The 14,877-nt window shown below is 37.3% G+C and carries 14 protein-coding genes; 5 read left to right on the top strand and 9 right to left on the bottom strand.

What is annotated here, in order from left to right:
* The first annotated feature begins 66 nt into the window (after positions 1-66).
* The 3 genes from OXPF_RS03675 to recD2 all read left to right on the top strand — a co-directional run bounded on the left by OXPF_RS03675 (position 67) and on the right by recD2 (position 3,470).
* Entirely contained in the window at positions 67-414 is a 348-nt protein-coding gene (locus tag OXPF_RS03675; RefSeq protein ID WP_054873854.1) for a LapA family protein, read from the top strand.
* Positions 404-1,240: a DegV family protein gene (locus OXPF_RS03670; protein WP_054873853.1), complete on the top strand. Its 837-nt coding sequence runs from the start codon at positions 404-406 to the stop codon at positions 1,238-1,240. Before OXPF_RS03675 ends, OXPF_RS03670 begins: the two co-directional genes overlap by 11 nt.
* Positions 1,241-1,331: 91 nt before the next feature.
* Positions 1,332-3,470, top strand: a complete 2,139-nt coding sequence (gene recD2, locus OXPF_RS03665) for an SF1B family DNA helicase RecD2 (RefSeq protein ID WP_054873852.1) — start codon at positions 1,332-1,334, stop codon at positions 3,468-3,470.
* Here recD2 and OXPF_RS03660 read toward each other — a convergent pair.
* The 9 genes from OXPF_RS03660 to OXPF_RS03620 form a co-directional block, all read right to left on the bottom strand.
* Positions 3,467-4,252, bottom strand: coding sequence for a S8 family serine peptidase (locus OXPF_RS03660; protein WP_054873851.1), 786 nt, complete (start codon positions 4,250-4,252; stop codon positions 3,467-3,469). The two genes, recD2 and OXPF_RS03660, sit on opposite strands and share 4 nt — an antisense overlap.
* A gap of 79 nt (positions 4,253-4,331) precedes the next feature.
* On the bottom strand, positions 4,332-6,179 hold the full coding sequence (gene ftsH, locus OXPF_RS03655; protein ID WP_054873850.1) for an ATP-dependent zinc metalloprotease FtsH: 1,848 nt from the start codon (positions 6,177-6,179) through the stop codon (positions 4,332-4,334).
* A 27-nt stretch (positions 6,180-6,206) separates the two neighbouring features.
* The gene (locus OXPF_RS03650; RefSeq protein ID WP_054873849.1) at positions 6,207-6,641 is read right to left on the bottom strand and encodes a MarR family winged helix-turn-helix transcriptional regulator; all 435 of its coding nucleotides are present in this window, start codon (positions 6,639-6,641) and stop codon (positions 6,207-6,209) included.
* Positions 6,642-7,552: 911 nt separating this feature from the next.
* On the bottom strand, positions 7,553-7,681 hold the full coding sequence (locus OXPF_RS23300) for a hypothetical protein (protein ID WP_278308339.1): 129 nt from the start codon (positions 7,679-7,681) through the stop codon (positions 7,553-7,555).
* Positions 7,682-7,798: 117 nt separating this feature from the next.
* Positions 7,799-8,296: a hypothetical protein gene (locus tag OXPF_RS03645; RefSeq protein ID WP_054873848.1), complete on the bottom strand. Its 498-nt coding sequence runs from the start codon at positions 8,294-8,296 to the stop codon at positions 7,799-7,801.
* 705 nt (positions 8,297-9,001) lie between these two features.
* Positions 9,002-9,244 (bottom strand): hypothetical protein, encoded by a 243-nt coding sequence (locus tag OXPF_RS03635; RefSeq protein ID WP_054873846.1) that lies wholly within the window; start codon positions 9,242-9,244, stop codon positions 9,002-9,004.
* 38 nt (positions 9,245-9,282) lie between these two features.
* On the bottom strand, positions 9,283-9,981 hold the full coding sequence (locus OXPF_RS03630; protein WP_054873845.1) for a hypothetical protein: 699 nt from the start codon (positions 9,979-9,981) through the stop codon (positions 9,283-9,285).
* A gap of 117 nt (positions 9,982-10,098) precedes the next feature.
* Positions 10,099-11,466: a sensor histidine kinase gene (locus OXPF_RS03625; protein WP_054873844.1), complete on the bottom strand. Its 1,368-nt coding sequence runs from the start codon at positions 11,464-11,466 to the stop codon at positions 10,099-10,101.
* Positions 11,466-12,164, bottom strand: coding sequence for a response regulator transcription factor (locus OXPF_RS03620; protein WP_054873843.1), 699 nt, complete (start codon positions 12,162-12,164; stop codon positions 11,466-11,468). Before OXPF_RS03620 ends, OXPF_RS03625 begins: the two co-directional genes overlap by 1 nt.
* Before the next feature lie 290 nt (positions 12,165-12,454).
* Between OXPF_RS03620 and OXPF_RS03615 the strand changes: the two genes are divergently transcribed.
* The gene (locus tag OXPF_RS03615; protein WP_054873842.1) at positions 12,455-12,970 is read left to right on the top strand and encodes a DUF2318 domain-containing protein; all 516 of its coding nucleotides are present in this window, start codon (positions 12,455-12,457) and stop codon (positions 12,968-12,970) included.
* A 27-nt stretch (positions 12,971-12,997) separates the two neighbouring features.
* Entirely contained in the window at positions 12,998-14,773 is a 1,776-nt protein-coding gene (locus tag OXPF_RS03610) for an urease accessory protein UreH domain-containing protein (protein WP_054873841.1), read from the top strand.
* Positions 14,774-14,877: the final 104 nt, after the last annotated feature.

The raw sequence follows: 14,877 nt of genomic DNA, 5'->3' as shown, positions 1-14,877 counted from the left end.
GGTATAATAAAATTAATTATTAAGTGTTTATTCCTAATTTATAAGCCAACTAAGGAGGATAACTATATGGCTGTGAGATTCATAGTCTCTCTGGTTTTTGCCATACTTGTAGCTATATTCGCACTTCAAAATTCAGGCAGCGTAACCATCAAATTCTTGTTTTTTCAGTCAAATATTTCTCAAGCCCTGGTAATACTGATATCAGCAGTCGTAGGCGCTATTATAGTATTGATACTTTCAACCATCGCACAAATAAAGCTTAACCATACCGTAAAAAGCTCGGCAAAAGCCATTACAGCACTGGAAGAGGAAAAAAAGCTTTTGTCCGATAAAATCGACGAGCTATTAAAGCAAGCAAATTCACAAATCACGAATAGTTCGATCAATAATGAGGGGGAAGGAAATGAAGTATAAAATTATTGCAGACAGCAGTTGTGATTTAACCATGGAAATGAGAGCTGCCATGGGTGTGGATATCGTACCGCTCACATTAATTTTGGATGAGAAGGAATATGTTGATGATACAAACTTGGATGTACATCAATATGTGAAGGATATGAATGCTTGCCCTGTATCGCCTAAAACATCCTGCCCTTCACCGGCAGATTTTTTGAACAGGTATAAGCAGGATGGAAGCATATTTGTCGTAACTCTTTCTTCCAAATTAAGCGGAACTTATCAAAGTGCTGTTATGGCAAAAAACTTATTTTTAGAAGAAATCGGTGAAAAATTCATCCATGTTTTTGATTCATTCAGTGCATCCGTTGCAGAAACTCTTATCAGCAGAAAAATATTCGAGCTTGCGGAAAAAGGTGTTGAGGAGTTAGAGATAGTAGAAAAAGTTACAAATTATATAAAGGAAATGAAGACTCTATTTCTCCTTGAAAGCCTTGAACATCTGGCCAAAGCCGGAAGGCTTAACCCCATAATTGCCAAAATTGCATCCTTTTTAGAGATAAAGCCTATTATGGGCGCTACAGATGAAGGCAATATTAAGCTGGTTGAAAAGGTAAGGGGATATAAAAAAGCCTTTAACAGATTTATCGATATAATAGGGAAAGAAGGAACGAAGCTTGAAGACAAGGTGTTGGCCATCGCTCACTGCAACTGCCTTGACAGAGCAATTAAATTCAAGGAAGAGGTTTTAAAAAGATATAATTTCAAGGATATAGTAGTGGTTGAAATGGCAGGCTTAACTTCCACCTATGCCGATGACGGTGGAATTGTTATAGCATTTTAAATTGTATTTATAATAAATCAGCTGATGTTTTTCTCAGCTGATTTTGCATTATGTGTGCCAGGTATGGGTGCTGCTTATAGGGAGGAAGCTCATGGAATACTTAAGCGGAGTGGTAGAAAGAATAACTTATGCCAATGAAGAAAACGGATTTTATGTAATCAAAATAAAGGCTTCAGGCTTTCCTGACCTTGTTACCGTAGTAGGAAATTTAGCGTCGATTAATGTTGGTTCATCCATTAAGTTAAAAGGAGACTGGCGTCAGGACAGCAAATACGGAAAACAATTCAATGCATTTGAATACACAGAGACTGTTCCTGCTACCATAGCAGGAATTGAAAAATATTTAGGCAGCGGACTTATAAAAGGTATAGGCCCTGTTAATGCCAGAAGAATTGTGAATCAGTTTAAGGAAGACACCATAAGGGTTATAGATGAGGAACCGGACAGGCTAATAGAAGTAGAAGGTATTGGCTCAAAAAGAGTCTCCATGATAAAAAAGGCATGGCAGGAGCAGAAGGAAATAAAAAACGTCATGCTGTTTCTGCAGGGCAACGGCGTTTCCACAGGCTATGCTGTTAAAATATATAAAACCTACGGAAATGACAGCATAAATATTGTAAAATCCAACCCTTACAGGCTGGCAGATGACATATGGGGAATAGGTTTTAGAACTGCGGATAAAATAGCCGAAAAGCTGGGCTTTGACAAAAATTCCTATGAGAGATGCCGCTCAGGGCTAATATATGTATTAAATGAGCTGTCAAACAGCGGACACTGCTATGCCATTAGAGAACAGCTTATAAAGGAAACCATTAAAATACTTGAGCTTGATTATGAATTATTGAATTCAACCATAGACAAAATGATAGAAGATGAAACTGTAGTTGTAGATAATGATTCTATATACCTTCCACCCTTTTATTTCAGCGAAACAGGAACCGCAAAAAGGATAAAGGAAATACTGTCATCAATCAGCAATTTAAAAATTGCAGACCCGGACGATATTATAGAGAAGGTTCAGAAGGAATGCGATATAAGATACGATAAAATACAGATAGAAGCCATAAAGACGGCAGCAAAATCAAAGTTCATGGTGCTTACAGGGGGGCCGGGCACCGGTAAGACGACTACAACTCTTGCCATAATAAGAGTTTTTCAGAAGCTAAGAGCCAATATAATGCTGGCAGCGCCCACAGGCAGGGCTGCAAAAAGAATGTCCGAAGCCACCGGTATGGAGTCAAAGACCATCCACCGCCTTCTGGAATACAAACCACCTGAAGGCTATAAGAAAAATACTGATAACCCCCTTGATTGCGATGTACTAATAATAGATGAAACCTCCATGGTGGATATTATTTTAATGTACAATCTTTTAAAAGCCATATCGAACCGCACAATTGTAATACTGGTAGGTGATATAGACCAGCTGCCCTCCGTAGGGGCCGGAAACGTGCTTCGTGATATTATTTCATCAGGGATTGTAAATGTAGTTCATTTAAATCGGATATTTCGCCAGGCTCAGGGCAGTGACATCATAACCAATGCCCACAAAATAAACAAGGGGGAATTTCCTGACCTTAAGGGGGGAAAAAACAGCGATTTCTTCTTTATAGAAGAGGAATCCCCTGAAAAAATCGTAGGTTTAATAAAGGACCTGTGCGCATCGAGGCTTTCCAAGTATTATAATGTTGACCCGGTCAATGATATACAGGTACTTTGCCCTATGCAAAGAGGTGAAACCGGTGCCTTTAGCTTAAACACTGCATTACAGGAGGCATTGAACAAATCCGTGGATTTCATAAAATACGGGGGATATGAATACAGGCTCAATGACAAAGTCATGCAGATTAAAAACAATTATGACAAGGGAGTATTCAACGGGGACATAGGTATAATTACCTCCATAGATACCGAGGATAAAACCCTCCTTATACGCTTTGATAATACGGATGTTCTATATGATGCCACTGAGCTGGATGAATTGGTTCTTGCCTATGCAACCACTGTTCATAAAAGCCAGGGGAGCGAATACAAAATAGTGGTATCCCCTTTTACCATGCAGCATTATATGATGCTTCAAAGAAACCTTCTATATACATGCGTAACCAGGGCTAAAAAAATTTTCGTTCTCGTGGGTACGAAGAAAGCAGTTGGCATGGCAGTATCCAACAACAAAATAGAGGAGAGAAATACAAAGCTTTCATACAGATTAAAAGAAGCTCAATCCTAAAATACGGATTGAGCTCTTGTGTTTTTTGAAAGATCGATTATTCCGCCATATCTTGACCTTATAAATCTGAACCGTCGGCATTCCATTAATCTTTCATACAATTCATCCCGGCTCATTTCTTTGCTCTCGCAAAGGAGCTTGCCGGCCGCTGCCGTTACAATAGGTGCTGCCTGGGACGAACCGCTCTTTGCTATATATCCTCCGTGTATGCTGCAGCTCATTATTGAAATTCCAGGAGCGATTATATCCACTTCCCGACTTTGATTTTCCTTATATCTTCCATAGGGGTTCCACACTCCCACGCTTACCACCTTGTCATAGGAGGCAGGGTAAGCAATGTCCTCGGAATTGCCTGCAGCGGCAACAATCATTATATCATTGTCAATTGCCTTTTTAATATAATCTCTGGTGAGTTTTGAATCCACGGTTGTCACAAAGGACATATTGATGATTTTTATATTATTTTCAATGCAATAATCAATGGCATCACATATTCTGAAGGATAAACCCATCATATTGTTATTGAGGATTTTGCATATATATATTTCAGATTCAGGTACGAGATAAGAGATTATGCCTGTTATATGTGTGCCGTGGGAATGCCCGTCCGTATAATCCTCTCTGTTTCCGTCATTATCATTGGTGAAATTCACTCCCGTCACCACGTTTTTAACTGCCCCATGGGGGGTGAAGCCGGTATCAAAAACGGCTATTCTGACACCTTCCCCTTTGTTTTTTACATAATCTGCTCCTATTAAATCCGATACTTCTTTAAGTCTCAAAACGGCCTCCTTAAAAGTCACAAATGGTTACCTAATATAATATTCAAATTATATGCTTTATGTTATCCCAATTGAACAATTAATTTTCTTTTGCCGCAGCTGCTTCTGCCCTCTGTTCACCCTTTACGGAATTCAATATATCCATCAATTGCTGACCCATTATAGTTTCTTTCTCATAAAGAAACTCGGATATTTTTCTTAAGGCTTCCAAATTGTCCCTTAAAAGATTGACGGCTTTTTCATGGCAGCTTTTTAGGATGCTTTGAACTTCCTTATCAATATCCGCCGCTGTTTCATTAGCACAATGCTGCACCGGCCTTCCGTCTAAATATCTGTTTTGTGCGGATTCCATGCTTATCATTCCAAACCTTTCGGACATTCCGTATACCGATACCATATACCTTGCCATCTGGGTAGCCCGCTCAATATCATTGGCTGCACCAGTGGTGGCAGTGTTGAATTCCACTTCTTCGGCTGCCCTTCCGGCCAGCAAAACCACTATTTGTTCCAATATTTCATCCTTTGACATGAGGTATTTCTCCTCTTCGGGAAGCTGCATTGTATATCCTAATGCACCCATAGTCCTGGGCACAATGGTAATCTTATGAACAGGCTGGGTCTGCTTTTGAAGAGCTGCTGCCAGTGCATGTCCTACTTCATGGAAGGCTACCAGCCTCTTTTCCTTGGGTGTTAAAATTCTGTCCTTTTTCTCCTTGCCTGCGATTATAGTTTCTACGGCTTCATAGAGATCTTCCTGGCTCACCTTTTCTCTCCCCATCCTTACAGCACGGAGAGCTGCCTCATTTACAATGTTTGCAAGATCTGCCCCTACTGCACCTGCCGTAGCTAGTGCTATATCATCAAGATTAACACCTTCATCCAAAATTACATTCTTTACATGGACCTTTAAAATGGATTCCCTTCCTTTAAGGTCCGGCTTGTCAACTATTACCCTGCGGTCAAAACGTCCCGGTCTTAATAATGCTTTATCCAGCACTTCCGGCCTGTTTGTGGCTGCAAGTATTACAACTCCTTTTGAAGAATCAAAGCCGTCCATCTCAGCAAGGAGCTGGTTTAAGGTCTGTTCCCTTTCATCATTTCCGCCTATGCCTCCGTCCCTGCTTTTGCCTATGGCATCTATTTCATCTATGAAGATTATACAGGGTGCATGCTGCTCTGCCTGCTTAAATAAGTCCCTTACCCTGGAAGCCCCTACTCCAACAAACATCTCAACAAAATCAGAGCCCGAGAGAGAGAAGAAAGGCACATTAGCTTCTCCGGCCACTGCCTTTGCAAGGAGGGTCTTGCCTGTCCCCGGAGGCCCTACAAGAAGAGCGCCTTTAGGAAGCTTTGCGCCAATTCTTATATATTTTGATGGCTTATGCAAAAAATCCACTATTTCATTTAAAGACTCTTTTGCTTCCTCCTGGCCTGCCACGTCATTGAAATTTACGCCAGTGCTTTTCTCGACATAAACCTTAGCAGTGCTCTTTCCAAAGGACATGGCGCCGCCCCCCATCTTTTTGGTGTAGGATTTTGTAAGCTGGGAACTTAAGAAATAAAATAGGCCTATTGGCAATATCCATGAAATAATAAAATTGACTATTGGTGAATTCATGTTATTTACCGGTGTATAAAATTTAGCGCCTGCTTCATAAAGCTTGTCAACCAAATCAGGCTCGTTTATATTTCCGGTGTAATAAACCTTTTTTTCTGCGCCGCTTCCGGATTTAGGCGTTATAGTGAGCCTGTCGGGCTTTATTATCACTTCTTCTATTTCCTTGTTTTCACGCATGGTCATAAATTTCCCATATTCTATTTCCTCCACAGTGGATTGGGACATTATGGATAAGGCTAAATTAATCATAATTGTAATGCTTAATGCGAGTCCAAGATAATATATCAAATTTTTTTTAATTGGATTCATATATTTTCCCCTTTCCTATATTTACGATTATCTCTTATCGTCAAGAATATCATTCAGTATGTTAAGTCCTTTGACAATGGTTTGTAATTCTTCTCTGGTAACTTTTCCAAACATTTTATCCAGGCAATCGCACAATCTTGAATCATAATCGGTATTTAAACTATCCACACCCTTTATGAGGACAACCTTGACAACCCGTCTGTCCTCTTCCAACCTTACTCTTTTGACAAGCTCAATTCGCTCTAAGCGATCTATAATTCCTGATGTGGTTCCATTTGTAAGCCCCATTTTTCCGCTTATGTCACTTATCCTCATCTCTCCATACCGGCTTAATAGGGATATAACATTCATCTGAGGGACGGTAAGGTTGCAGTCATTGAAATGCTGCCTTAAGTTTTTTTCAAATTTTGCACTAACCTGCCTCATAAGATCTATTACAATTTTTCCATTTGCCGCCTCCATATTCTGACCTCCGAACAGCAGTTGCATAAATTTTGTATACTTATATTTTGAATCAAATATTTCGTATGCAAATTAATATTACCATATCTTTTTTATCTGAGTAAATGGTATAGGGAGTAAGTTAATACATTCATAATATCTTCAAACTTTGTTAATACCAATTTTAATATTTCTTAATATGCAGTTCACATATATTTTATATGATATATACATGAGCTCCTCCTCACTAAATAAAATTATATGGAAATAGCCTTTTAAAGGCTATTTGCGTTTTTTGATGTAACATACTGTCAAATATGGCATAGTATGAATCAGGAAAAAATATAAATCAGCACTTAATGCCATTAAAATGGAAGGTGATAATATGCCTAATGGTTTTGGAGGATATGGATATTATAACAGCCCTATCGGAGGAGCAGGCTATGGTTTTGGAGGTTATCCGGGATTTGGATATGGCGGATATCCTGGGTATGGATTCGGATCCTGGTGGATATGGATCATACTGATATTTTTGATTTTTGCCTTTCTCTCCAACAACAATAATAGAAATACAAACCAAACAACTTCGTTCTGTTAAATACATCGGACGGTACATCATCATTTGATTTTGTACCGTCCTTTAATTTTTAAACGCATATAAGATTGTAAAAAAATTATTGAACTATTCTTTCGTGTTTATTAAAAAATGTTCACATTTAATTCACTTTTTATTAACTATTTCTTAATTGTTTTTTTTACCAATAATAGTATTATATTAATTAAAAGATCCTCCTTCTTTTTTTATATATATATTTACGGAAATAGCCTTTATAAGGCTATTTGTGTTTTTAATTAATTTTACATTTATTTTCTAAATTTCAGTATAAAACATTCAAAACTAAAAAGAGCTCTTAGGCTCTTTATTTTTATGTTTATTTATCTTTATCAGGTGATTCATCACTGTCTACGCATATATTTTCTTTATCTACAGAGATGTTATATCTGCTGCAGCACTTGTCGGTATTAAAATATCCGCACTGAAAGCATTTTATATTTCCCACAAAATTCATCTCCAAATCTCTTTTTTATTATTATACAATATATGCGAATATTTATTCAATATAAAAAGGGCAGTTTTTTCTCTTTTTTTAAAAGATTAAACTACCTTTTAATTTATTTTAATGGCAATTTGCAGGATCCAAATTGATTGTGCTTAAGTACTTGCTTTTTATTCCTTCAATATCAGCATTTTCTATATCATCCACAACTTCAATGGCTCCGATAATATAGCCGCCTTTATATATGGTGTAACCACCACTTTCGCTGAATATATTTTCATACTTTATAACGTCTTTTTTCCCTTCAAAAGAAGTCAGTTTCCTCCCGGAATCAATTGATGTTATAAAGAATATTGCCTCCGGAGTATCCAATCCTGTAAGATCAAAATCAATTGTGACCTTCATATCCTTGCTGACTATTACTATTAATGGCTCAAATTCATATCCTATACCTTTAAATGTATAATTATAAGAATCATCCTTTATATCTGCTTTTTTAATCAGCCTCTCAGAGGGTACGGTACTTAAATTCTTCCCATAAATACTCTCTCTAATTATGGTTTGCTGTGTATTGATTTGAGTAAGCTGTGCTGAGCCGGGGCTTATAGTTGGCTGCACAGGCCGGCTTGCTGCAATGCCATTATTGGATGAAGTGCTGCCAGGATTTTTATTTTCATCTGCCTTTTGATTTGTACATCACGTTAAAATTATCACAAGACTTATTGCGGCCACACCTATTAATTTATAGTTCATGATTTTTTTATTCGCCATTACGGCACCCCCAATATACGAAAATTAAGAGTTATTTAACCATATATTTTAAATCCCACATAATACCACATTGATAATTATTATACAAAAAAGTTATGAAGATTTTATGAAGAGCTGCCTTTTGACATAGTTTATTGGGCATAGTATCATGAGGCATAAAGGGGATAATCCTTTTATGAAGCCAAATACAAGGGGTTTGGTCAGATTTATTGTGCTTGAAATTGGTTTAATTTTATTACCCGGTTTCCATATGTTAGCAAACGGCTGGTTACCACAAGCTTCTGTTACCTTTAGTATAATAGTGTTTTTATCCTTTGCTATTTGTAACTTTCTGTCTTTGAGATGTCCAAAATGCAGTGAATATTTGCCAAGAGGTTCCTTGCGAATGAAGATTTGCCCAAAATACGGTGATCGTCTTAAATAAGAGGGCATATTAAAATAAATATAAAATTAAGCACCTCGCTCCGCATAAGTTAGGAAACGAGGCGCTATTGTTCTCACTTTAACACACTGAAGGGACTAATAACACAGCCCCAATAAAACGATATTTAATCATATGTTTTCTTCTGTATTTTCTTTGTCGTTACAGCATAAATGCCCTTTATTGTTTTTCTCTTTCCCCATAAAGAACATCATTCCCATCATCATAATAGGGCATAAAAAGGGAGTTACTGCTGCAATAATTCTGTTTCCTGAAGCTATGCCGGTGGCTGAAACTAACATTACTATAACTGCCGGCAATATACAGCATACAGCCATACCCGATGCCATCTTTTTAAACATGCCCGATTTCATAACTTCTCACCTTTCGAACAGATTTATTATATAAATTATTAAAGTTTATATTTTTTTACCAATTGATCAGGATTATCTCCCATCTCTGAAGCATCCTGTCCCGCAGCCCTGAATTCCCATCCGCTTCCTTCAAGCTTGGTTATATCCAGACCTGCATTAATCAATGGCTCTGCCTTTAATATGAATATAAAATCTTCATCATTCAAACTCAATTCTTCAGTCCACCGTACTTCAAAGCCTTCACTGAACTTCAGCCTGTAATGCTTCATTTCTCCGTGGTATGTTAAAAGGTTTTCATCAGCCAGCAATAGTTTTCTCATTGCATCCTCGTAACCGTTGGAACTTCTTCCTTCATCCTTAACATTATGAGGCTTGACTAGGAGGTTGGGCGTATCCATGCCATCTTCATTCCCCGCAGGCATAAATACCCATTCATCTGCATTTAGTTTCTCTACATCAAGTCCCGCACTTATGAATGGATCGGCAAGCATCACCATAGCAAGGTCCACCTTGTTTGCAGACATATCCCTTGACCATTCAAATTTTTCTCCCGTTGGAAGTTCAAATCCCCAATGTTCCAATTCCTTATGAAAACCTATTTTATCAGGAAAGGTTTTTATTGTGGTTACAAAGGCCTTTAAGCCCCCTTCAGCTTTCTCGCTTAACTGCTGCTTATTGCAAGCTGCAGCTGATACAGCCAATATTAATGCCAATGCCAATATTAATATCCTTCGCATATTCTTCTCTCCTTTTTAATCATTGTTACTTAATGTCAATAATAATAAAATTATATGAAGATTATATGAAGGTGAACTTCTTTAAAGTAAGCCTTCGCAAAAGATATCCTGGTATTTTTATATAGCTTTATTAAAAACAACGGTTACAGCTGTACCTTCTCCATACCGGCTTTCAATGCTGATATCAGCTGAGTGAAGCATTAATATTCTCTTTACTATGGTCAACCCGATACCGCTTCCTTCTATACTGTTTCTGCTTTTATCTCCCCTATACAGCCTTTCAAAAATAAAGGGTAAGTCCTTTTCGGCAATTCCTATGCCATTATCCTTTATTTTTATGATTATGTTTGATTTGTCATCATCCAAATCAATCCATATTTTCCCGCCTTCATTGGAAAATTTCACAGCATTTGAAATAATGTTTATAAAAACCTGTTTTAATTTATCCGCATCCCCCATTACAAAATATTCTGCATCATCACTGTTAAAACTTACTTCTATATTTTTGTTTCTAAGTTCCTCTTCATAATCCTTTATGACTGCACCAATTACCTTGTCAATTGCAATTTTAATTATATTCATTTCAACTTCTTCAGCCTCAAACTCCTTTAAAATATTAAGATTATCCAGTAACCTTCCGAATCTTATTATTTCATCATTTAATGCCATGAGCCTTTCATTTGACACAGGTACTATGCCGTCTGCCATGGCTTCTAAATTGTTCTCCAATATGTTCAGAGGAGTCCTTATCTCATGAGATATATCCGAAATAAGCCTTTTTCTTATGGAATCCTGCCTTTTTAGCCTTTCACCTAAAATATTGATACTGTCATTTAAATTTTTTATTTCAATAATTTTGCTTGTCTCTCTGCTTCTGGCATCATAATTCCCTTTAGACAGCTTAACCGATGTATCCGAAACTTCGATCAATGGTTTAGAAAACTGCTTTGATAATAATAAGCTCAACAGCCCTGCAATTAATATGGTAATCAAAACGCTTAATGCAATGCTTTTATTTACAGCCAGCTTAAATTCCATGTCCTCTTTAGACAGCAATACAGGTGCATACTGGCCGATTTCAATATAGCCCACTGTTTCTCCGTCGAACTTTATCTCGTAATTATTGGTAGTATATATCCCTTCATTCTGCCTGCTCATGTAATAAAAATGACTGCTTATCCTTACATCGCCCGGGTCCATACCCCACACTACTTTTTTATCTGCATCAAAAAGGGTAAGGCAGTAATTGCTCATATATGCCTCGTGCATTATCTCAATACCCGAATTGTATGTCCATCTCTTATCCTTTTTATAAACTTCCTCAAAATAGTGTATAATTCTTTCATCCCTCTTTGCCTGATTATCTGATAGATATTCATTGAAAGTCCTATTTATGGTGTGATTCACAAGCAAGGCGGAAAACAGTATAGCAAGGGCGGCGCTTAAAATCAGTATTATACTTAATCTCTTTTTAATGCTTTGCATCAATTATCACCGCCAAATTTGTAGCCTATTCTGGTCACGGTTATTATGAACTTCGGATTTCTGCTGTCCTCTTCTATCTTTTTTCGTATATTTTTTATATGGACGTCTATGGTTCTGTCGTAGCCTTCAAACTCCAGTCCAAAGACTTTCTGTATAAGCTGTTCCCTTGTCAACACCTTGCCTTTGTTTAAAGCCAAAACATAAAGGATATCGAATTCATTAGGGGTAAGCTGCACATAATCACCCTTTACCTTCACAGACCTGTCCTCAGGATTAATTTCAATGTCACCGTTTTTTATTGACATATCTGAAGCTTTATTATTTATGATTCTCCTGAACAATGCATTGACTCTGGCAGTCAGCTCCCTCGGGCTGAAGGGTTTGACGAGATATTCATCAGCCCCCATGTTGAGTCCTTCCACCCTGTCATTTAAAGTACCCTTGGCTGTCAGCATGAATATATACACATCAGAAATCTTTCTTATAGCTCTGCATATTTCTTCTCCTTCAATATCTGGAAGCATGAGGTCCAATATAACCAGCTTGAAATCAATTTCTTCAAAAAGCTTCAAGCCATCAATACCTTTATTGCTGCAATATACACTATAGCCTTCCTTTTCAAGGTAAGCCGATAAAACCTCCGAAACCATAATTTCATCTTCTATTATCAAAATATTTTTCGATCGTTTCTCTCTCATGAATTAAACCTCTTCGCAATTGATAATTTACCTAAGGATATCATTTTCACTAAATCATTACAATAGAATGCCTTTTTGCTCAATACCATATATTATTTTCAATTACATAAAATCTTCATAAAACCTTGATATAATGATTTCAAATGGCCCAGCCACTTGGAATCATTTCACATGGATTTTACAAGTAAAATTCATTATATAATGAGTGAGTTCTATAGGATTCAAAGCCATGTGAAATTTGCCATGCAAATTTCATAAACAGTACATAAAAATATCAGAGGTGAATATAAGTGAAAAAAAAATACAATAAGAATAAAAAAAATAATTCTATATATTTTATGGGCGCAGGAGTATTAGCTGCAGTCTTGTTAATATTTTTTGCACTGCAAGGCAATGGCAAAACAGCCGGCGATACGCAAAACACAGCTGTTTTACCTGCTGGAGATGTGACAATACTAAAAAGTGAAATAACAAGCACAGCAAAGTTTTATCCGGTAAAGGTAGACGATATCTCTATGGAAGTTTTCGCAGTAAAGGCAAGCGATGGAACCATAAGAACGGCATTCAATACCTGCCAGGTTTGCTATAGCTCGGGAAGAGGCTATTACAAACAACAAGGAAATGATTTGATTTGCCAGAATTGCGGAAACAGATTTAGATTGGACCAGATAGAAAAAATACAAGGTGGCTGTAATCCTGTTCCAATATTAAAAGAGGATAAGACTGACGATGGTACAAATATAGTAATTTCAAAAGAATTTTTAGCACAATACAAAAAACTGTTTTTAAACTGGAAAGATGTTTAGAATTTATACTGCACCAGAGGTGATTCCATGTCTATGAAAAAAGAAGTAATTAAAGTTTATAATATGACCTGTACCTCCTGCGAGAATCGGGTAGAAAATGCAATAAAAAAGCTTGACGGCGTGGTTTCCGTTAAAGCGAATTATGCTGATGAAGAGGCCTGGGTTGAATATGATGCTGATCTTTGTGATATAAATCTGATTAAAAATGCAATACAAAAGGCAGGATACAGCACCAAAGATTCCGCTATTGATAAGATTTTCGGGGTCTTGATTATCGCTGCCGCTGTTATTATTCTTAGCCAATATACCGGCAGGTTTGATATGAGCTCTAAGCTTAATGAAAATACTACATTTTTTATACTTTTTGTTGTAGGCCTTTTAACCTCCATACATTGCGTAGGCATGTGCGGCGGAATAATGCTCTCGCAAACTCTATCGTCTTCGGATACAGCCTTCATAAACGGCAGTAAATTTCAAGCTTTAAAGCCTGCTCTCCTTTATAATACGGGCAGGGTAATTTCCTACACCATATTAGGAATGGTTGTAGGTGCCATAGGCTCGGTACTTAGTGTCTCCCCGGCTGTTAAAGCCGGAATAATGATATTTGCCGGAGTATTCATGATAATAATGGGCTTTAACATGTACGGCTTCAGCTGGTTTAGAAAAATCAGCATAAAACTGCCGCTTACTTCATTTTCTTTTAAAAATAAAGCAAATACACCTTTTATAGTTGGCCTGTTGAATGGCTTTATGCCCTGCGGTCCGCTGCAGACCATGCAGCTTTACGCACTGGGTTCCGGAAGTTTCATAAAAGGCGGATTATCCATGTTTATATTTGCATTGGGTACGGTACCTTTAATGCTGTTCTTTGGGGCTGTGGCCGGATTTTTAAGCAAAGAATATTCTAAGAGAATTCTTAAATTCAGCGGTATACTGATTATAGTATTGGGCTTTATAATGTCAAACCGAGGGCTAGCCCTGGCCGGTGTCAATATAAATCCTCTGCAAATCATACAGTCTCAAGACCAGAATTCCAATACTCCTGCTTCTAAAGCAGAACTTAAGGATGGTATTCAGGTTGTAAAAACAGCTGCGACCTACTATGGCTACGAACCGGCGGTAATATATGTACAAAAAGGCATCCCTGTTAAGTGGACAGTGGAAGGACAGCAAATAACCTCTTGTAATAATGCAATAATCATCCCCTCACTTAGGATACAAAAAGAAATTAAAAAAGGTGAAAATATAATCGAATTTACTCCGGGGGATAATGATATAAACTACAGCTGCTGGATGGGAATGATAAGAGGAGTTATAAGAGTTGTAGATGACCTTGAGGCAGTTGATATTAAAAATGCCGATAGCTCAATTGACTCTTCATCAAATATCCAATCCCAGCCAGCACCCAGCATTTACGGAGATGATATAAGCCAGATTAAAAGTGAGCGCCTTGTAAAAAAAGCTTTAGTGTCTGGTAATAACCAAACTGTTGATATTAAAGGTATCGGATATGAATTTGACCCCTTAATATTGGTTGTAAATAAAGATATTCCCGTTAAAATTTCTGTTGATTTAAGTCAATTTGATAATTATGTCGGCTCTTTTAAAATAATAAGCGGCAGTACGGGAGATACAGTAACCTCCTTTACCGGAATAAAGAGCCTCACCTCTTTTGAATATAATTTCAGTGAGTCGGGCATTTACGGGATATTTAAGGATAATGGAATACAGGCATTGATAATGGTAGTTGACGATTTAGAAAATACCGATATTGAGGAAATAAGAACTGAATTTATAAGGTAGAAACATAACACGTACATTGTAAGCTGGGGCTGTTGCGTTTTGAACAACGTAAATGAATTGTGAGAGTTCTTTAAAAGTTCTTGGTGACGCTGCCGCAGAAAATA

Origin of the sequence: Oxobacter pfennigii (genome assembly GCF_001317355.1) — a bacterium.
In the GTDB taxonomy this organism is placed as follows: Bacteria; Bacillota; Clostridia; order Clostridiales; family Oxobacteraceae; genus Oxobacter; species Oxobacter pfennigii.
Note: the sequence above shows the minus strand (reverse complement) of the source record. Positions and strands in the feature narration are given on the sequence as shown.

Excerpts from the sequence above, each read along its gene's own strand:
- OXPF_RS03675 (WP_054873854.1), top strand. The coding sequence starts at position 67 with ATGGCTGTGAGATTCATAGTCTCTCTGGTTTTTGCCATACTTGTAGCT.
- OXPF_RS03670 (WP_054873853.1), top strand. The coding sequence starts at position 404 with ATGAAGTATAAAATTATTGCAGACAGCAGTTGTGATTTAACCATGGAA.
- recD2 (WP_054873852.1), top strand. The coding sequence starts at position 1,332 with ATGGAATACTTAAGCGGAGTGGTAGAAAGAATAACTTATGCCAATGAA.
- ftsH (WP_054873850.1), bottom strand. The coding sequence starts at position 6,179 with ATGAATCCAATTAAAAAAAATTTGATATATTATCTTGGACTCGCATTA.
- OXPF_RS03650 (WP_054873849.1), bottom strand. The coding sequence starts at position 6,641 with ATGGAGGCGGCAAATGGAAAAATTGTAATAGATCTTATGAGGCAGGTT.
- OXPF_RS03635 (WP_054873846.1), bottom strand. The coding sequence starts at position 9,244 with ATGAAATCGGGCATGTTTAAAAAGATGGCATCGGGTATGGCTGTATGC.
- OXPF_RS03630 (WP_054873845.1), bottom strand. The coding sequence starts at position 9,981 with ATGCGAAGGATATTAATATTGGCATTGGCATTAATATTGGCTGTATCA.
- OXPF_RS03625 (WP_054873844.1), bottom strand. The coding sequence starts at position 11,466 with ATGCAAAGCATTAAAAAGAGATTAAGTATAATACTGATTTTAAGCGCC.
- OXPF_RS03620 (WP_054873843.1), bottom strand. The coding sequence starts at position 12,164 with ATGAGAGAGAAACGATCGAAAAATATTTTGATAATAGAAGATGAAATT.
- OXPF_RS03610 (WP_054873841.1), top strand. The coding sequence starts at position 12,998 with ATGTCTATGAAAAAAGAAGTAATTAAAGTTTATAATATGACCTGTACC.